This window comes from Aerococcus sp. BD502 (assembly GCF_057919555.1).
This window is the reverse complement of sequence record NZ_CP147972.1, coordinates 1,824,895-1,842,361: the sequence shown is the minus strand read 5'-3', so window position 1 is coordinate 1,842,361 and position 17,467 is coordinate 1,824,895. Positions and strand designations below refer to the sequence as shown.

Annotated in this window: 18 protein-coding genes and 1 pseudogene; 3 read left to right on the top strand and 16 right to left on the bottom strand. The window is 39.0% G+C overall.

Going from position 1 to position 17,467, the window contains the following annotated elements; genetic code table 11:
- Nucleotides 1-101: 101 nt before the first annotated feature.
- Nucleotides 102-704 (top strand): glycerol-3-phosphate 1-O-acyltransferase PlsY, encoded by a 603-nt coding sequence (plsY, locus tag WF803_RS08815; RefSeq protein ID WP_489611101.1) that lies wholly within the window; start codon nucleotides 102-104, stop codon nucleotides 702-704.
- 6 nt (nucleotides 705-710) lie between these two features.
- Here plsY and WF803_RS08810 read toward each other — a convergent pair whose 3' ends face one another.
- The 14 genes and pseudogenes from WF803_RS08810 to WF803_RS08745 form a co-directional block, all read right to left on the bottom strand.
- Nucleotides 711-1,529: a GTP-sensing pleiotropic transcriptional regulator CodY gene (locus WF803_RS08810; RefSeq protein ID WP_489611100.1), complete on the bottom strand. Its 819-nt coding sequence runs from the start codon at nucleotides 1,527-1,529 to the stop codon at nucleotides 711-713.
- Nucleotides 1,530-1,533: 4 nt separating this feature from the next.
- A complete protein-coding gene (locus tag WF803_RS08805; protein ID WP_489611099.1) occupies nucleotides 1,534-2,442 on the bottom strand; it encodes a tyrosine recombinase XerC in 909 nt (302 codons plus the stop codon).
- 108 nt (nucleotides 2,443-2,550) lie between these two features.
- Nucleotides 2,551-4,617: a type I DNA topoisomerase gene (gene topA / locus WF803_RS08800; RefSeq protein ID WP_489611098.1), complete on the bottom strand. Its 2,067-nt coding sequence runs from the start codon at nucleotides 4,615-4,617 to the stop codon at nucleotides 2,551-2,553.
- Nucleotides 4,618-4,652: 35 nt separating this feature from the next.
- Entirely contained in the window at nucleotides 4,653-5,513 is an 861-nt protein-coding gene (dprA, locus tag WF803_RS08795) for a DNA-processing protein DprA (protein ID WP_489611097.1), read from the bottom strand.
- A 49-nt stretch (nucleotides 5,514-5,562) separates the two neighbouring features.
- Nucleotides 5,563-6,348, bottom strand: coding sequence for a ribonuclease HII (gene rnhB, locus WF803_RS08790; RefSeq protein ID WP_489611096.1), 786 nt, complete (start codon nucleotides 6,346-6,348; stop codon nucleotides 5,563-5,565).
- Nucleotides 6,338-7,195, bottom strand: coding sequence for a ribosome biogenesis GTPase YlqF (gene ylqF / locus WF803_RS08785; RefSeq protein ID WP_489611095.1), 858 nt, complete (start codon nucleotides 7,193-7,195; stop codon nucleotides 6,338-6,340). The genes rnhB and ylqF overlap by 11 nt, the downstream gene beginning before the upstream one ends.
- Before the next feature lie 21 nt (nucleotides 7,196-7,216).
- Nucleotides 7,217-7,744 carry a signal peptidase I gene (gene lepB / locus WF803_RS08780; protein ID WP_489611094.1) on the bottom strand — a complete coding sequence of 176 codons (528 nt, stop codon included), beginning with the start codon at nucleotides 7,742-7,744 and terminating at the stop codon, nucleotides 7,217-7,219.
- Nucleotides 7,745-7,764: 20 nt separating this feature from the next.
- Nucleotides 7,765-9,228 carry a S41 family peptidase gene (locus tag WF803_RS08775; RefSeq protein ID WP_489611093.1) on the bottom strand — a complete coding sequence of 488 codons (1,464 nt, stop codon included), beginning with the start codon at nucleotides 9,226-9,228 and terminating at the stop codon, nucleotides 7,765-7,767.
- Between the two features lie 179 nt (nucleotides 9,229-9,407).
- Entirely contained in the window at nucleotides 9,408-10,352 is a 945-nt protein-coding gene (locus tag WF803_RS08770) for a thymidylate synthase (RefSeq protein WP_489611092.1), read from the bottom strand.
- A gap of 166 nt (nucleotides 10,353-10,518) precedes the next feature.
- Nucleotides 10,519-11,613: a class 1b ribonucleoside-diphosphate reductase subunit beta gene (nrdF, locus tag WF803_RS08765; protein WP_489611091.1), complete on the bottom strand. Its 1,095-nt coding sequence runs from the start codon at nucleotides 11,611-11,613 to the stop codon at nucleotides 10,519-10,521.
- A gap of 9 nt (nucleotides 11,614-11,622) precedes the next feature.
- A pseudogene (gene nrdE / locus WF803_RS08760) lies at nucleotides 11,623-13,799 on the bottom strand (class 1b ribonucleoside-diphosphate reductase subunit alpha).
- On the bottom strand, nucleotides 13,765-14,157 hold the full coding sequence (nrdI, locus tag WF803_RS08755) for a class Ib ribonucleoside-diphosphate reductase assembly flavoprotein NrdI (RefSeq protein ID WP_489611090.1): 393 nt from the start codon (nucleotides 14,155-14,157) through the stop codon (nucleotides 13,765-13,767). The pseudogene nrdE and the gene nrdI overlap by 35 nt, the downstream one beginning before the upstream one ends.
- Before the next feature lie 74 nt (nucleotides 14,158-14,231).
- The gene (locus WF803_RS08750) at nucleotides 14,232-14,720 is read right to left on the bottom strand and encodes a ComE operon protein 2 (protein WP_489611089.1); all 489 of its coding nucleotides are present in this window, start codon (nucleotides 14,718-14,720) and stop codon (nucleotides 14,232-14,234) included.
- A complete protein-coding gene (locus tag WF803_RS08745) occupies nucleotides 14,720-15,013 on the bottom strand; it encodes a DUF503 domain-containing protein (RefSeq protein ID WP_489611088.1) in 294 nt (97 codons plus the stop codon). Before WF803_RS08745 ends, WF803_RS08750 begins: the two co-directional genes overlap by 1 nt.
- Nucleotides 15,014-15,098: 85 nt before the next feature.
- Between WF803_RS08745 and WF803_RS08740 the strand changes: the two genes are divergently transcribed.
- The gene (locus WF803_RS08740; protein ID WP_489611087.1) at nucleotides 15,099-15,662 is read left to right on the top strand and encodes a 5-formyltetrahydrofolate cyclo-ligase; all 564 of its coding nucleotides are present in this window, start codon (nucleotides 15,099-15,101) and stop codon (nucleotides 15,660-15,662) included.
- 26 nt (nucleotides 15,663-15,688) lie between these two features.
- Here WF803_RS08740 and WF803_RS08735 read toward each other — a convergent pair whose 3' ends face one another.
- Complete coding sequence (locus WF803_RS08735) at nucleotides 15,689-16,156, bottom strand: NUDIX domain-containing protein (RefSeq protein ID WP_489611086.1); 468 nt, start codon at nucleotides 16,154-16,156, stop codon at nucleotides 15,689-15,691.
- A gap of 17 nt (nucleotides 16,157-16,173) precedes the next feature.
- Nucleotides 16,174-17,046 (bottom strand): NAD(P)H-hydrate dehydratase, encoded by an 873-nt coding sequence (locus tag WF803_RS08730; protein WP_489611085.1) that lies wholly within the window; start codon nucleotides 17,044-17,046, stop codon nucleotides 16,174-16,176.
- A gap of 152 nt (nucleotides 17,047-17,198) precedes the next feature.
- Between WF803_RS08730 and nrdH the strand changes: the two genes are divergently transcribed.
- The gene (gene nrdH / locus WF803_RS08725) at nucleotides 17,199-17,420 is read left to right on the top strand and encodes a glutaredoxin-like protein NrdH (protein ID WP_489611084.1); all 222 of its coding nucleotides are present in this window, start codon (nucleotides 17,199-17,201) and stop codon (nucleotides 17,418-17,420) included.
- Nucleotides 17,421-17,467 lie beyond the last annotated feature (47 nt).

Sequence of the window (17,467 nt, the reverse complement as noted above, 5' to 3'; positions counted from 1 at the left end):
GCGCCTCATCCTTTCAACTGCTAATCTAAAAAAGCTCCTTAGTGATTATTGAACTAGCCAAGCATTTTTTCTGTTATACTACTAAAAAGGAGCTGATTAGTTTGTTAAATAATTTAATTTTGCTACTTCTTTCCTATCTTTTAGGTTCGATTCCCTTTGGCCTATTGATAGGTCTCTATATTTACCATCAAGATATCCGTCAGGTCGGCTCAGGAAACATCGGTACCACTAATGCCTTTCGTGCTTATGGACCTTTCGGCGGTACGTTCGTTTTTTTACTTGATATGTTAAAGGGCGGCCTCCCCGTTTTACTTGCAAGCAGTTGCTCGACTTTAATAACTTGGCATCCCCTCGTTTTTGGCCTAGCCAGCGTGATCGGCCATATCTTTCCTATTTTTCTAAAATTTAAGGGCGGAAAGGCGGTTGCGACGAGCTTCGGACTCGGCTTGTTTTATACCCCCATCATTTCACTATTAGGGATATCAGCATTTTTTGTGTGCTTATTTCTATCTAAGCTGGTTAGCCTTTCCAGCATGGTTGGTGTATTTACGGCAATGATCCTAAGTTATACGATATCTGATGATTGGTTTTTAAGAATTATTATAACAGCTTTGCTTTTACTGGTCATCTATCGTCATAAGCTTAATATTCAACGTATTATTCAAGGAACCGAAAGAAAAATAAATTTTCGGAAAAAGAAGTAAGCGATTCTAGCGTGGTGATTTATTCAAGCCTTCTCGAAGCATCGATAAGTTTTCTTCCGAAAATAAGTCAATATAAGTCCCTTTTGTCCCCAAGGATTGAGACATTAAGACTCCTGCCGACTCCAATTTTCTTAAGGCATTAACAATAACAGAGCGGGTGATGTCACGATCTTCAGCAATGCGCGAAGCAGTAATATTAAAGCTTGGAGAATCGGCAAATTCTAGAATAATACGAATAGCATTCAATTCTGAGTAACTTAAGGAATTAATTGCCTTGGCGATCATATCACGTTTTTGTTGTTTTTTATTTTTTTCGAGCATGATGTGATGATCTAATTCAATGGCTAAAACAGTGGCTACATATTCTGCTAGAATCATATCACTATCATCAAATGTACTATCAGGCCGAGCGAGAATAAAGTAGCCAATAATTCGATTCGAGCCTGACATCGGAATAATAGCCGTTTTTCCGTTTGGAAATTCTTCCGCAATTTCTTCGGCAAAAATTGTTCTTTCATCATCAATTGAAATATTTTCTAAAGTTCGGTCCAATTGACGAATCAGCTGCATGTAATCAGGAGTTAATTGTTTGCTGTTCATCATACCTAGGGTCCGTTCACTATTGATATTATTAAATTCAGTGAATAAACCCAATAATTCTCCGGAGGCACTGACTAGGTAAGTATTCGCTTGTAAAATACTTGCTGTTAGCTCGACCAAAGGCTGAAAAGGAAAATCTTCACATTGGGGCTCCAGAGAATAGCTGGAATATTTTAAGGTATCTTTTATTTGGCGGATTTTGAACAAAACTTTTTCAACTGACATAATGCTACCTTTCTTTTTCTGATCTTTTGGCACGCGGATGAAAAGTATTATATTTTTTTCGAAGAGAGTCCCGCGATAAATGGGTATAAATTTGTGTCGTGGATAAACTGGCATGGCCCAGTAATTCTTGTACGGTCCGAATATCTGCCCCATGATTCAGCAAATGCGTTGCAAAAGAATGGCGCAGTTTATGAGGATGAATGGCCAATTGGGTTGCACTTTCCTTCATTATTTTATTTAGGATAAATCTCAAACCATTAGTCGTCAGCTTCTCACCCTGGTAATTTAGGAACAGATAAGATGATGATTGCCCTTGAAGTAAAGTCTCTCGTCCCTCATTTAAATATTGCTGCAAGGCTTTTTTGCAATATGAGCCAAAAGGTAAATACCGATCCTTACCCCCTTTACCATGCAACAGCACTAACTGGTCCTCTAAATTGATATCGACGAGTCGTAAGTTCACAGCTTCACTCGCCCGTGCACCTGTTCCATAAAGGAATTCAAATAAAGCGTAATTTCGCTGTTCCAGCGGTGTTTGCCTAGGGATTTGCTTTAAAATCTCTCTAATCTCTTCTTCATAGAAAAAATCGGGCAGTAATTTAGGAAGCTTAGGAGCTTTTAGATAGCGGAATGGATTCTCACTAATGATATTTTCACGAGCAAAGAAAGCAAAAGCATGCCGCAAACTACTAATATAACGTTTTATCGATGAGGGTTTAAGTCCTAATTCATGTAAATGAGCAACAAAAAAGCGCGCATCTGAAAGTTGAACCGAAGACAGGTCGTGAGATCCTGATGCCTCTAAAAAATTGATGAATTTTTCTAAATCCTTCAGATAGCTTGTGATCGTTTCATCTGAAAATTGGCATTCAACTTTTAGATAATGCTGAAATGCTTTCACTGCTTTAAACATATGAATCACTTCTTCTAAGTGTATGAATATTATAAATTGTATATAAAAATAACACAAAACAAATTGTATAATAAAATAAAGCCTTTATCAAGGGATAAAGGCTTAATCCTATCCACCTTTTTGCACATCTTCTTTATAATCACAATGACTGCACAGGACTTGCTTGCTACCTCGTTTTGCTTTTTCAACCAGATAGTGACCACAAACGGGACAATCTCTACCAATGGGCTTGTCCCAAGAAGCAAAGTCACAATCAGGATAACGACTGCAGCCGTAAAATAGACGATTCTTTTTGGATTTTCTCTCTACAACGTCGCCTTTTTGGCATTTTGGACAGGTAACGCCAATTTTTTTGACGATAGGTTTGGTATTACGGCACTCTGGGAAATTACTGCAGGCGTAAAACTTCCCATATTTGCCCATTTTAATGACCATTTCGTGGCCACATTTTTCACATTTAAAGCCAGCGGGCTCATCTTTAATCTTGATTTTTTCAATTTTTTCTTCCGCATTATCAAGATCCTTGGAGAAAGGCTGGTAGAAATTATCAACCACTTGAATCCATTCTTCTTTACCACTTTCAATATCATCGAGACGGTTTTCTAGGTCAGCGGTAAACTGGATATCAACAATATCAGGGAAATAGGTTGCTATGATATCATTAACAATTTCACCGAGTTCGGTAGGCTCAAAGCGACGAGCGGCAATCTTAATATAGTAACGTTTAATTAAAGTTTCGATGGTAGGGGAATAGGTAGAGGGCCGCCCTACTCCATTCTCCTCTAGAGTTTTAATCAAGCTAGCTTCAGTATAGCGAGCTGGCGGCTGGGTAAAATGCTGATCAGGCGTAATTTTGATACTTTCCACCTCATCATTATTTTCAAGAGGAGGTAGAATGGTATCTTTTTCATTATTTTCGCCATAAACCTTCTGGTAACCTAAAAAGTTTATTTTTGACCCATTCGCCCGGAAGGAAAAATCATTTTGGACAAGATCACACGCAATCGTATCATAGATTGCGGAGGCCATTTGGCTGGCCGTAAACCGACACCAAATGAGACTATAGAGTTTATATTGATCTTTGGTTAAATATTGCTCAATCTCTTGCGGCCTTAAACTAGGCTGAGTGGGACGAATAGCCTCATGAGCATCCTGACTAGTGCTTTTTTGCTGGCCAGATTTTCGCTTACCCACATACTCAGCGCCATAAGTACCTTCAATAAATTTATGAGCTTCTTCACGCGCATTATCTGCGATACGTGTTGAATCAGTACGCATATAGGTAATTAGCCCCGTAGCTGATGAACGTCCCAATTTAACCCCTTCATAGAGCTGTTGGGCGACCATCATCGTTTTTCTTGTTCTAAATTTTAATTTTTTCGAAGCTTCTTGCTGCATGGAAGAAGTCGTAAAAGGTTTTTGTGGATGTCTGAATCGTTTTTTCTTCTTTAAATTTTTAACCGTGAATATCGAATGAGTGATTTGCTTAAGCAGGGCGTCGACTTCATCTTTATTAGATAAAGAAACTTTTTTCCCTTGATATTGATTTAATTTTGCCTCAAATTTTTTCCGATCTTTTTTAAATAACCCTGTCACTGTCCAATATTCTTCAGGTTTAAAGTTCTTAATTTCTCGCTCTCGATTAATAATGAGGTTTAAAGCAACAGACTGAACCCGTCCAGCGGATAAGCCTTTTTTCACTTTATCCCAGAGAATTGGCGATAGGCTGTAGCCAACCAAACGGTCTAAGATACGACGCGCTTGTTGGGCATCAACCAAATCGTGATCAATGGGGCGCGGGTGTTTGAAAGCCTCTTTCACGGCCCCTCTGGTGATCTCATTGTAAGTCACCCGAATATTATCTTTGGGATCTAAGCCTAGGATATAAGCCAGATGCCAGGCAATGGCCTCCCCTTCCCTATCTGGGTCAGAGGCTAAGTAAATATTCTTTGCTTTCTTAGCATACTTTTTTAATTCCTTAGTGATAGGCCCCTTGCCGCGAATTGTAATGTAATGCGGGGCATAGGCATTGTCAATATCAATGCCCATCTTACTTTTTGGTAAATCACGTAAATGACCTTTGCTAGCCACTACTTTATATTGTCGACCTAAATACTTTTCAATTGTTTTCGCTTTGGTAGGCGATTCTACGATAACTAAATTTTTAAAGGCCAAAGAAAAGCCCCTTTCTATCCATCATTTTCGAATCGTTATTCATCATAAGTAAATAAAGTTTTATTGTCAAACATTTGTGAATGATACTCTTCCAAAATATCACGGCCCGTTAAGATCATTTTAGCTCCGGCTTGGATTAATTCATTGCAACCTGCTGAAAGAGGCTGAGTCAGAGCCCCTGGGATGGCCAAAACGTCACGATTCTCTTGCAAGGCATAATTTGCTGTAATAAGGCTACCGCTCTTTCGAGCAGCTTCAACCACCAAAACCGCTGAGGAGAGGCCTGCAATTGTTCGATTCCGATAAGGGAAATGCCAGCGACGAACGCCAGCATAATAAGGCAGAGGACTGATAAGCAAATGCTTATTTTCAATATATTCCTGTAATTTTCGATGGTGAGCCGGATAATAGCTACCCAGTCCGGAACCAATAACCGCAATCGTACGACCACCCGAGCGAATGGCCATGCGGTGAGCCTCACCGTCCACCCCTAAAGCTAAACCACTAACAATTGTAAGATGGGAACTCACTTCAGGAATTATATTTTGAACCATTTGTTGCCCATAATTTGACATTTTCCGACTCCCAACAACTGATAGGCAGCGTGTTTTCAGTAGCTTAAGATCGCCACGACAAAATATCACAAGTGGGGGCCTATATATTTCACTTAATCGAAAAGGATACTCGTGTTCACCTAAAATGAGGGGACTAATTTTTTTAGAATAGTACAACTCCTCAAAGTGCGACCAAGGATAACGGTTTTTAAAATCCTGTAAACGACGAGCTTCTTTCGCTGATAATTTTAAACTCCTTTGCCCTGAATACCAATACAATAGTTTTTCATAAGGAATCGCTCCTGATTCCACGAGATAAATAAGTTGTTCTCTTTGCTTCATATTAACCAGCTCCTTTACTGGTTATACGAAACAACTTAGAAATCTTATTTTAAAGCCTATCTTGAATAGGCTTAAACGTCCGTCGATGTATTGGACTTAAACCATAAGTTTTCACCGCTTTAAGGTGAGTGGCAGTTCCATAGCCTTTATTTTTATGAAAACCATAAGCTGGATATAAACGGCTATACAGCTGCATCAGTTCATCCCGATACTCCTTAGCGAGGATGCTAGCTGCTGCAATCGCATATACTTGCTCATCACCCTTGACGATATTTTCCTGCGGACAGGAAATTTGAGATAAGTGTACAACATCGGTTAATAAATAATCGAAGGGCTGCCTTAAGTTTCCCAAAGCTCTTTTCATTGCTAATTTTGTAGCTTCTAGAATATTTAGCTGTTCAATTTCACGTACACTAGCTATTCCAATAGCATAAGCAAGGGCCTCTGCTTTTATTTGCTGTCTCAGTGCTTCACGCTTGGCATGGGAGAGTTTTTTAGAATCACGAACAGGCAGCAAAGCCCCATTTCTTTTCATAATGACTGCTCCCGCTACCACGGGACCGGCTAGAGGGCCTCTTCCCGCCTCGTCGACCCCAGCTATAGCATAGTAGCCTGCCCCATAAAGCTCTTTTTCTTTTTTTCGTAAAGCCTCCGTTTGTTTATTAATTGCTTCTTTTTGCTTCAGTTTTTTGTTGTACTGCTTGAGAATGGTTCGCATCCCTTTTCTAGAATCTTCCTCTAAGGCTAATAAAAGTTCATCAGGAATTGGTAATTCACGGTTCATTAAATACTCCCGAATTTTCTTTAGCGACCAAGGAGGAATTTTATTTACCATTTGCTACCAACTCACTATTAGGGAATTCGAAACTAAACGCTCCCAGCCGACCATTTCGTAATTCACGAAGTATTCTTTGACTGGCTTCATCATAATCGTCTCGAAGGTCCATTTTTTTAGTGATAAGCAATAATAATTCAGGCAAGGCTATCTCAAGGTCAGTATCTGATAATGAATACGCCTTTTTTAAAAGCGCAGGGTAATGGTCTATAAGGACCTCTAAAGCAAATAGGCAAACATCATCCGCGTGGTAATGAGTCTCTTTGATAGCTCCGATGGCGGCAAGTTTATACGCCGTCGTTTGCTCCTCAAATTTAGGCCAGAGAACACCGGGGGTATCCAAGAGGCTTAGATCCTTATCAACAGTTAGCCACTGTTCTCCTTTAGTAATTCCAGGCTTATTACCGATGGCAGCCACTTTTCTTTTAAGAAGCTGATTGATTAAGGTGGATTTGCCGACATTAGGAATCCCTGTGACCATAACACGAATAGGTTGCTTTTTCATCCCTTTATTTTGCCATTTTTTCTGTAACGGACTTGCGATTTGTTGAATTTTTTGTCGCAGACCCTGAACATGAGAATAATTTTTTGCATTTAAAGCTACAACTTCAGTTTGTCCATTTTTTAAATATTGAACCCAAGTTTCGGTAACTCTTTTGTCCGCTAAATCAGCTTTCGTTAATACAAGCAAGCTCATTTTACTTGAAAATAGATCGGCAAACATCGGATTAGCAGAGCTCAGAGGAACTCGCGCATCTCGAATTTCAAGCACAAGATCTACTCTTTTAAGTTGCGCCTGAATAAGCTTTTTGGCTTTTGCCATGTGACCCGGATACCATTGAATCATAAAACCAACTCCTCATTCCGTCTATTTATTAGTCAAGCTCCCCCATTTACTGAACGGCCAAAAACGGAACTTTGCCACGCCGTCGATATCTTCGTCGGAAATAAAACCAAAATACCGACTGTCTTTGGAAACAGGACGATTATCACCCAAAACAAAGTAATAGCCATCAGGTACTACTTTTTGTCCGGTCAGATTCTGCAAAGTAAAATCATCACTTTCGGTAATAGCTCGCTTACTTTCATCTATTTTTTGGCCGTTAATATAAAGCTGGTTATTTTTATAAGTTACTTCATCACCGGGTAAGCCAATAATTCTCTTAATATATTCATCCTTAGGCGAATCAGGGCCAGGAAAAACAACAATATCATCCCTTTTTATTTTTGTGTTCCGTTGAACAATGGCTCGCTCTCCGTTTTGCAGGAAGGGATACATCGAATCTCCGGAAATTCTTACAGGGTAAAAGAAGAATTCCTTAACAATTAAAACTAAAATGACCGCAATAATCATGGGGATTAATGCTTGGCCAACCTCTTTAAAAAATTGTTTCATTTATTTCCCTCACATTCCAGCTATTGTTCGGCCGATATTTTCTTAGCCTCTGCCAGTTGCGTATCATTCTCTTTGATTTTATTCTGAATCGCTTGAACTAAAGCCACCTCAGTCTCGCGATTCAACTTATCTTGCGAAAGTGCTAAATCTTTATCCTTTTCAAAGCTCTGAATAGCTTTTAGCATTTTGTCATTAAATTGTGAATTAACTTCTTCATCCGGCAAATAATCTAAGGCACTAAGCATTTTTTGAATATTTAAAATTTCATCGCCTTCATCGTTTAATTGGTAAGTTTTGCTGAGATCGATAAGGGTTAGTTCAGCGTAATTCGGTAATTTGACTTTCTGATCAGGTTCAATGCCTTTTTCATGGACCCAAGTGCCCTTAGGCGTTAGCCATTTGGCCACCGTCAATTTCAACTCACTACTGTCATCAACTTCAAATACGGTTTGTACCGTTCCTTTACCAAAGGTTTTCTCCCCCACCAGCTGTGCCCGTTGATTATCCTGCAAGGCACCTGCTAAAATTTCACTCGCACTCGCTGAGCCTTCATTGACGAGTATGGTGAGCGGTATATCCGTTCGGTAAGACCCTAATTGCTTTGCATTTGCCTTCATGATTTCTTGCTGGCCTGATTTTTCTTCCACCTTAGCGATAGTATCATTATCTTCCAAGAAGATATTGGCAATCTGTAAGACACTTGGCAATAAGCCACCCGGATTATTTCTCAGATCCAATACTATTTTTTGAACATTTTGCTTTTGGAAATTTTTTAAGGCTTTTACAACTTCGTCATAGGTAGGCTCAGAAAATTCAGTAATTTGCAGGTAGCCAATATGTTGATGGTCATCTAAAATTTCAGTATGGACGGTCGTAATGGGGACCTTTGCCCTCTTTAAGCTGACCTTCTTCTCTTTACCATTTCGTAGAATTTCTAATTCGAGTTCTGTTCCCGCTTTGCCGCGAATAATCTTAACGGCTTCGTCGGCAGAAAGGCCAGTTAAATCTTTTCCATCGGCTTTAATGATATAGTCATTAGGTTTAAGCCCCACTTTATCTGCTGGAGAGTCTTTTATCGGACTAATAATTTTAATACGGCCGTCTTCACTGGCAATTTGGGCTCCAATGCCTTCGAAACTACTTTCCATTGATTCTTGCAGGGCCTCTTTCTCGGACTTAGTTAAATAACTGGAAAAAGGATCATCTGTAGCCTTTACCATGCCGCTCAAAGCGCCATCTAAAATTTTATCATGGGGAATATCCTGAAGATATTTCTCTTGAATTGTTTGGTAAGTTTCCTGAATTTTTTTAATATCCTGCCAAGATAAGTTGCTCTGATGTTGGCTACTCAGCCCAGGTTTAAAGGCAATCAGCCACATCAGAATAAGACCTAAGATGAAGGCTAACAAGAGTGACAGAATATACTTTAAACGCCGAATACCACTACTGAGCAGATCATGATTAAATAATTTTCTATGTTTCATTAGATTCTTCCTTAAATAAAATGACTATATTAACAAATGACTTCCTCAAATATTAATCAGCCTAAAATTTTAACTTATTTCAACACTAAAGCAAATTTTTAAACTTAGCAAGTTTACTTAGAGTTAATCTCGAGGCCTCAGGAAGGGTTTAGGGTTTATATTTGAGTGCTAATGATAAACTAAACAGCTACTGGGGCTTTGATAGCAGGGGCTGGGGTATAATTCTCTACTTGAATATCTTTCGGCTTCAACGTGAAAATATCAGCCTCCGGATTTTTAATCACTAAATCAGGTAAATTACGAGGCTCTCTAGTTAATTGTTTCTTAGCTTGTTCAATATGATTAAGATAGAGATGAAGATCTCCAAAGGTATGAATAAATTCCCCCGCTTTTAAGCCTGCTTCCCGAGCTAATAAATGGATCAGTAAGGCATAGGAGGCAATGTTAAAGGGAACCCCTAAGAACACATCAGCACTTCTTTGGTAGAGTTGCCCACTAAGATAGCCATCGTTCACATAAAATTGGCACATCATATGACAGGGTGGCAAAGCCATACTCTTAATTTCTGTAGGGTTCCAGGCCGTTAATATTAAGCGTCTAGAGTCCGGTGTCGTCTTAATATTTTCAATAAGTTGCTGAATTTGATCAACTGAACGGCCTTCCTTGCCTTCAAAATTTCGCCATTGCTTGCCATAAATATTACCCAAATCACCAAATCGCTTGGCAAAATCATTATCATTAAGAATGTTATGGGTAAAAATTTTGAGTTGCTGTTCATATTGTGCCCGGAATTCAGGGTCTTGATTAGCTCTTAACCCAAAATTAGTCATATCAGGACCTTGATAAGCCTCACTGTTAATCCATTTCTCAAAAGCCCATTCATCCCAGATATGGTTATCGTGTTCGAGCAAATATTGAATATTGGTATCGCCATGTAAAAACCACAATAATTCACTCACAATCAATCGAAAAGGAATTTTTTTGGTCGTTAACAATGGAAAGCCAGCGCTTAAATTGTAGCGATTTTGATAGCCAAAAATTGAAAGTGTTCCCACTCCAGTGCGATCGTCTTTCTTTTTTCCATATTTTAACAGATAAGCTAGCATATCAAGATAGATCTTCATAAGCTTTGCCGCCTTTCTAAATCCTACTTACCAGCATATTAACTATTAATCATAGCGTATTCTTATATTATATAGTAATAATAGATTCTTTTTAAATCTAAAGCTAAACCCTTTACTTTTGTAGCTTAAACTCCCATCAACAAGCTTGTGATGGGAGTTGGACTCATTATTTCTTTTTCCTAGCTTCTTTTTTAGCCTTACGATAGGCCATTCTTTGTTCGCGTCGGTGATTGACTGCCCATTTGGTATAATCTTCATCTTGCATGGCCTGAACTTCACCTAATAAATAACCATTTCCTACTTGGGAGAAAAAGTCATGATTCGAAGTCCCTGTGGAAATACCATTCATCACAATCGGATTAACGTCCTCAGCCGTGTCTGGGAATAGTGCATCAAAGCCCATATTTTGAAGAGCCTTATTGGCATTATAGCGAACAAAGGTGTTAACCTCTTCTGTCCATCCAATTTCATCATAAATAGTAGCCGTATATTTTTCCTCATTTTCATATAATTGGTATAAAAGCTCAAAAACCCAATTTTTAATTTCTTCCTGTTCAGTTTCTTTTAGTGCTCGATAACCTAATTGAAATTTATAGCCAATATATGTCCCATGAACCGATTCGTCTCGCAAGATGAGTTTAATAATCTCGGCTACATTTGGCAATTTATTATTACCTAAATACCATAGAGGAGCATAGAAACCCGAATAAAACAGGAAGGATTCTAGTAATACACTGGCGGCTTTCTTCTGAAGCGCGGAGCCTGTCCGGTAAATTTCATTTACGGTTCGAGCTTTGTATTGAATAAGGTCATTCGTATTCGTCCAGTCAAAAATATCATCAATTTCACTAGAAGAATTTAAAGTAATAAAAATGGTGGAATAAGATTTCGCATGCACAGATTCCATAAAGTGAATATTACTGAGAACTGCCCGTTCCTGTTGGGTTCTCGCATCAGGCAAAAGTACTAACGCGCCTTCTTCAGATTGCAAAGTATCCAATAAGGTCAACCCGCCAAAAACTTTATCGATTACTTCTTGTTCAGCTTGTGAAAGTTGACGCCAATGATCAAGATCATTGGAAACAGGAATCCGCGTATCTAACCAAAATTGCTCGGTTAATTTTTCCCAGGTCAATTTATCAATCATATCTTCAATATCATCCCAATTAATGGCTTTGTAATATTTAGCTCTTCCTTCAGCGTGTTCACGTTGCCAATTTTTAATAGAATTGATATAGATGTCGTTATCTAACTGTCCCATGCTAACCTCCTAAATCGAACAACTTTCACAGTAATTGGAGCCAATTTCGTCGCCATCATCGGTGAAAGTTCTAATATAGTAAATCGACTTTATCCCTTGATTCCAAGCATAATTTCTTAAGATATTTAAATCTCTAGTCGTCAATTTAGTATCTCCTGCTTCCTTCCAGGGATACAAGCCTTCAGGGATTTCGGACCGCATAAACAGAGTCATCGACATCCCCTGGTCCACATGCTTTTGGGCAGCAGCGTATACATCAATTACCCGTCTCATATCAATATCATAAGCTGACTCATAATATTCAATCGTCTCATTTGAGAGATAAGGGGCAGGATAATAGGTCTTTCCTGTTGTCTTCTCCTGACGCTCCTCAATTAAGCGAATAATGGGTTGCAAGCTTGCACTGGTTTCATTAATGTAGCTGATTGACCCCGTTGGAGCTACAGCGAGACGATAGGCGTGGTAAAGTCCGTCTTCACTGACGGCCTGAGCCAGTTTTTGCCAGTCTTCCTGACTGGGTAAAGGAACATTTTTTAATATTTCCTTTACCCTACGACTCTTAATCACCAAGGGCTTTTCAATATATCGGTTAAAGTAACTTTGATCTGCATAGGCCGAAGAGGAAAAACCGGCGAACGTCTTCTTGCGTTCACGAGCAATTTGATGACTGCTTTTAAGGGTCCAATAGTTAAGCGCGTAGAAATAAGCCTCAACCAATTCCAAAGCCTCGTCGGAACCATATTCGATCTGATTAATCGCATATAAGGTGTGTAAGCCCATGGCGCCTAAACCTATGGTGTGGTACTTTCGATTCCCATTTTTAATGGAAGGCACGGCCTCAATATCGGTCGCATCAGTCACAAAGGTTAATGCACGAACAGCAGTATCCACTGATTGAGGAAAATCACTCGAGTTTAACATGTTGACCATGTTCGTTGAACCTAAATTACAGCTAATATCAGTACCCAATACTTCATAATGCTGATCATCGGCTATTTCGGATATTTCCTGAATCTGTAGAATTTCTGAACACAGATTAGACATGGTGATAGTCCCCGAAATTGGGTTACTTTCATTAGCAGTGTCAATATTAACAATATAAGGGTAACCCGACTCTTGCTGTAATTTACTTATTTCATTTTCCAAATCTCGAGCTTGGATTTTATACTTCTTTACTTTAGGATTTGCAACGAGAGCTTCATATTCCTCCGTAATATTTATATATGAAAATGGTTTGTTATAAACTCTTTCTACATCATAAGGACTAAAGAGATACATCACCTCATCAGCAGCTACCAATTCATAAAATTTATCGGGTACCGTTAAGCCCAAGGACAAAGTTTTTACACGAATCTTCTCATCAGCATTTTCCTTTTTCGTGGAAAGAAAACGAATAATATCAGGATGGAAAATATTTAAATAAACCACGCCTGCTCCATTTCTTTGTCCCAGTTGATTAGCGTAACTAAAAGAATCCTCAAAAAGTTTCATTACAGGAACTACGCCGGAAGCAGCATTGGCGACCTTTTTAATGGGGGCACCTTCTTCACGTAAATTAGAGAGGTTAATCCCCACACCTCCACCGCGTTTAGACAGCTGCAAAGCAGAATTAATACCACGTCCAATAGAATTCATATCATCGGTTAATTGAATTAAAAAGCAAGAGACCATCTCACCCCGGCGTTTTCGACCTGCGTTAAGAAATGTGGGGGTGGCGGGTTGGAAACGTTGCGAAATGAGTTCATCTCGTAAACGAACAGCTAATTCGGGATCGCCATCAGCCAGATAAAGGGCATTAAAAACAACCCGATCTTCATAGCGTTCGAGATATCGTTTCCCATCATTGGTTTTCATCGCATATTGATTGTAAAATTTAAAAGCCCCCATGAAGGACTTGAAGCGAAATTTTCGATCATAAGTTGTTTGCATTAATTGATAAATAAAATCTCGCTCATATTTTTCAATAAATTCAGCTTCTAAATAGTCATGGTTAAGCAAGTAATTAATCTTTTCCTCAAAGGTATAGAAAAAAACCGTATTAGGATTAACATGTTCCAAAAAAAAGCTCGAACTGCTTCCTGATCTTTTTCCAAAGGAATGCGATTATCAACGGGAATATTCAGTTCATTATTTAATCTAAAATAGGTAACCTCATTTGGTTCCACAGTTTCCTTCGGCGTTTTCAATTTTTTTAGCCAACTCCTTTACTGTTTTGACGTCGTTAGGTGAACCCATGAATTCAAATTCATGCAGGACGGGAATGCCGTAATCTAGTGAAAGATCATGAGCAGTGAAACAAAATAAATCATTGAAATTTCGATTCCCGCCGCCAATGACACCACGACAATAATTTAAATTATCCCCAGTCTCAATGAAATCATTCATAATATCGGTGACTTCAATTTCATAAGTAGGCACGACCATAATATAAGGCTCATGAACTTCACTAAAAGCATTAGCATCCGTAATTTCAAGGCTTGGCTCGTTTAACTTATGGATGAACTGCCTCGTATTACCGACAAGGGACATGAAGACAAATAGCATAGCAACAAGACTCCTAACAAATTGATAAATGACTTCAAAAATTTTTTATTAATGGTTAGTCAAAATTAATGTGCTTATTGATGATCTTTTAAATTACTTTCAAAAAGTTTCTCATGCTCAGTGAAGAAACCTTTTGGGAGTTCAACTTTATTAGTCTCTACACCAGACGCCTTTAATAAATGGATGGCATAAGGATGATTATGATAGTTATACAGGTAATGGATACCTTTGATTCCAGCTTGGATTAAAGCTTTGGTACAATGCACACAAGGAAAATGAGTCACATAGATTTCTGCTCCTTCCGTCTGTACCCCAAATTTCGCACACTGCAATAAGGCATTCATTTCAGCATGAATTGTTCTTATACAATGGCCTTCCTCCACCAGGCAGCCCTCATCGATACAATGCACCTCTCCGCTAACTGAGCCATTGTAGCCCCCTGCTATAATACGTCGTTCCCGGACGATAACCGCTCCAACCATGAGTCGTTGGCAGGTGCTGCGCATAGAAAGCATTAGGCTTTGACCTGCAAAATATTCATCCCAAGACATCCTCTGTTTCATTAATCATTCTCCTCAACACTATAGAGCCAGGTTGTTTGGTAAATTTCAATTGGGTGATACGTTTCCGCCTTCTTTAACAGATCTGCTAGCTTACTTTTACCTTCATTTTCATTATGACTAAGAGTGGCAATCGCAAAGCAAGCTTTTTGAATATGATCTTGAAGATCTACTTCAGCAATTGCAATATTATAGCGATGTGCTAATTTTTTAAGGAGACTTTTCATCACGGAGCGTTTATCCTTTAAATTAAATGCACCAAAAATACGGCAATATACTCTAACGCCAATCATCATATGAATCCTCCTCAAGGATATTTAAGCAGAAATTTCAATGTTCAAGCTGCTTTTGCTATAATGAACTTATCGGAGGTGGCTAAAAATGGAAAGTAAAAAACAACTGAGAAAAAAAGTTTTGGCCAAACGCAAAGAACTATCTGAAAGCTACTATCAAGACGCTAATCAGATCATCGTGGATAAGCTATTAGAGCATCCCGAATTTAAAAAAGCAAAAAGTCTTTTCTTATTCATGCCGATGCCTTATGAATTCAATACGAAGCCGGTGATTAAAGCAGCCCATGAAGCTGGAAAAATAACAGGGATTCCCCGCGTTGCCGGACCAGGAGATATGCGTATTCACGAATATGCACCCGGTGATAAACTCATTAGTGGGCCTTACAATATTGAAGAACCAGCATCTTCCGCTAAGGAGTTAGGCCCAGCTGATATCGATTTGGTTATCATGCCTTGTGTCACTTGTAACAATAAAGGGGAGCGTTTAGGCTACGGAGGCGGCTTCTACGATCGCTTCCTCAAAGAATTTAAAGGCACCAGTTTACTTCCTTTTTATTCTAGACTACAAGTTGAGGATATTCCAACAGATCAATATGATCAAAAAATTGATATCATTATGACTGAAAAAGGCACTTTTGACTTACGATCTTAACACCAAGTAGGGGCTAATCCTAGCCCCTATTTTTTAACATCACTTTCCGTATTAAGCTCCAAAAAGCCCAGAGGCTCTTGCCAGTGTGTTAAAGCAAGATTTCGATCCGTGATAATAGGTGAGGGTAAATTTTTTAGAGAGAACCATTGAAGGGCATCATGCTTATAAGGCTCTAAAATTTCTGGAGTTCCATTAAAACGGTCAATTTTAAAGAAAAAATTGTAGTATCGCTCAGTCGGACTTATTTGATTATGGGTCACCATCAGAAAAGATAAATCCTCAATTGCAATATCGAGGCCTACTTCCTCTTTTAATTCTCTTTGGGCAGCTTCACGAACGCTTTCTCCAGCTTCAACATGTCCACCCACGCCATCCCAAATATTAGGAAGCATATGGGTTTGATTACGATGTTGAAGAAGGACTTCTGTCCCGCTTTCTCCCTCTCGACTTACAAAAACAATAGCTGCACTAGGCGTACGATGATGCCTTGTCATTATAACACCTCCTCAAATTACGAATGCCGGTCTCGTTGCTTTAATTTTTTATTTCGCCATTCTCCCATAACTTTGGGCAATAATTGGCTGACGTTTGTTGGCCGGACACTATATTGCTCTTTATAGAGCAGATCGGCACAATAACTATGCAAACCAACCGCAAAGAGAACTCCTAAAGGAAGATCATGAAATTGACCTCCAAGGCCACCAATCATACCTGCAAGTGTATCCCCCATACCTCCCGTCGCCATCCCTGGATTACCAAAGGGATTTACCCAAATATTATTATCATCACAAGGTAGGTAAACTTTTGTTTCCTCACTTTTTTTCACCAAAATAAAATGGTTCTCCCTGACCCAAGCCAGTATTGCATGTTCATCTGAACTTACAAGCTGCTGATCAACAAAAGCAGCAAATTCTCCTGGGTGAGGAGTCAATATTAGCGGATAAGGTAATTTTTTTTCTTTTGTAGGCAAAGCCAAATAGTGATGGAGGCCATCCGCATCAAGGACCAAATATCGTACTTGCGAAAACCATTTTAAGCTTTGCCAAATTTTTGAGAATTGCTGATAATTATTTCCCAAGCCGGGGCCTAAAACAATCCCTGTCGCTCGCTGATGCAATTGGTTCGTCCAAACGTCTATTTGTTCAATATCCATGACCATTGCTTCTGGCAAACGGGCGTGAATACTGGCAAAATTAGTACGATGAGTGACTATTGTCAGCAAGCCAACTCCGGACTGAATAGCTCCTTCGCTGGCCATAATCGCTGCTCCGCCCATAAATTCATTCCCAGCAATGATAACAAGATGGCCAAAGCAATTCTTATAAGCTGTTTTTTTCCGGAGAGGAAGCCATTCTTGCAATAATTTTTTGCTGATTTTATTCATTACGACCCCTTCTTCAATATTTTATTATAACACAATTGCGATTTTTTCTTTACACCTTTAACTCCATTTTTTGCTATAAAAGTATATGTAGTGCTTGACATCTCACATAGTATACTATATATTGTGTCTATATTAAAGAAAGAGGGATTAGCATGGTTACCGTATATACCAAACCTAATTGCATGCAATGTCAATTTACCAAACGATTTTTAACCGATAAAAATATTTCTTTTGAATCCATCGATGTTACTCAATCTAAAGAAGCTTTAGACACTGTAAAAAGTCTAGGCTTTCAAGCCCTTCCTGTTGTCACTGCTGAAGGAGAAGAACCTTTCTACGGTTTTCGTCCTGATCGTCTCCAACAGCTTGCTTAAGCTATTGACGATCATGTTAGAATAAGTACAGATCAGTTTTTCTGACT

Bases quoted from the DNA above. Each gene is read 5' to 3' on its own strand.
- WF803_RS08740 (WP_489611087.1), top strand. From the start codon at position 15,099: ATGGAAAGTAAAAAACAACTGAGAAAAAAAGTTTTGGCCAAACGCAAA.
- WF803_RS08770 (WP_489611092.1), bottom strand. From the start codon at position 10,352: ATGAAGATCTATCTTGATATGCTAGCTTATCTGTTAAAATATGGAAAA.
- WF803_RS08750 (WP_489611089.1), bottom strand. From the start codon at position 14,720: ATGAAACAGAGGATGTCTTGGGATGAATATTTTGCAGGTCAAAGCCTA.
- WF803_RS08745 (WP_489611088.1), bottom strand. From the start codon at position 15,013: ATGATGATTGGCGTTAGAGTATATTGCCGTATTTTTGGTGCATTTAAT.
- WF803_RS08735 (WP_489611086.1), bottom strand. From the start codon at position 16,156: ATGACAAGGCATCATCGTACGCCTAGTGCAGCTATTGTTTTTGTAAGT.
- WF803_RS08730 (WP_489611085.1), bottom strand. From the start codon at position 17,046: ATGAATAAAATCAGCAAAAAATTATTGCAAGAATGGCTTCCTCTCCGG.
- rnhB (WP_489611096.1), bottom strand. From the start codon at position 6,348: ATGGTAAATAAAATTCCTCCTTGGTCGCTAAAGAAAATTCGGGAGTAT.
- nrdH (WP_489611084.1), top strand. From the start codon at position 17,199: ATGGTTACCGTATATACCAAACCTAATTGCATGCAATGTCAATTTACC.
- nrdF (WP_489611091.1), bottom strand. From the start codon at position 11,613: ATGGGACAGTTAGATAACGACATCTATATCAATTCTATTAAAAATTGG.
- WF803_RS08805 (WP_489611099.1), bottom strand. From the start codon at position 2,442: ATGTTTAAAGCAGTGAAAGCATTTCAGCATTATCTAAAAGTTGAATGC.
- ylqF (WP_489611095.1), bottom strand. From the start codon at position 7,195: ATGATTCAATGGTATCCGGGTCACATGGCAAAAGCCAAAAAGCTTATT.
- WF803_RS08775 (WP_489611093.1), bottom strand. From the start codon at position 9,228: ATGAAACATAGAAAATTATTTAATCATGATCTGCTCAGTAGTGGTATT.
- WF803_RS08810 (WP_489611100.1), bottom strand. From the start codon at position 1,529: ATGTCAGTTGAAAAAGTTTTGTTCAAAATCCGCCAAATAAAAGATACC.
- lepB (WP_489611094.1), bottom strand. From the start codon at position 7,744: ATGAAACAATTTTTTAAAGAGGTTGGCCAAGCATTAATCCCCATGATT.
- nrdI (WP_489611090.1), bottom strand. From the start codon at position 14,157: ATGCTATTTGTCTTCATGTCCCTTGTCGGTAATACGAGGCAGTTCATC.
- dprA (WP_489611097.1), bottom strand. From the start codon at position 5,513: ATGAAGCAAAGAGAACAACTTATTTATCTCGTGGAATCAGGAGCGATT.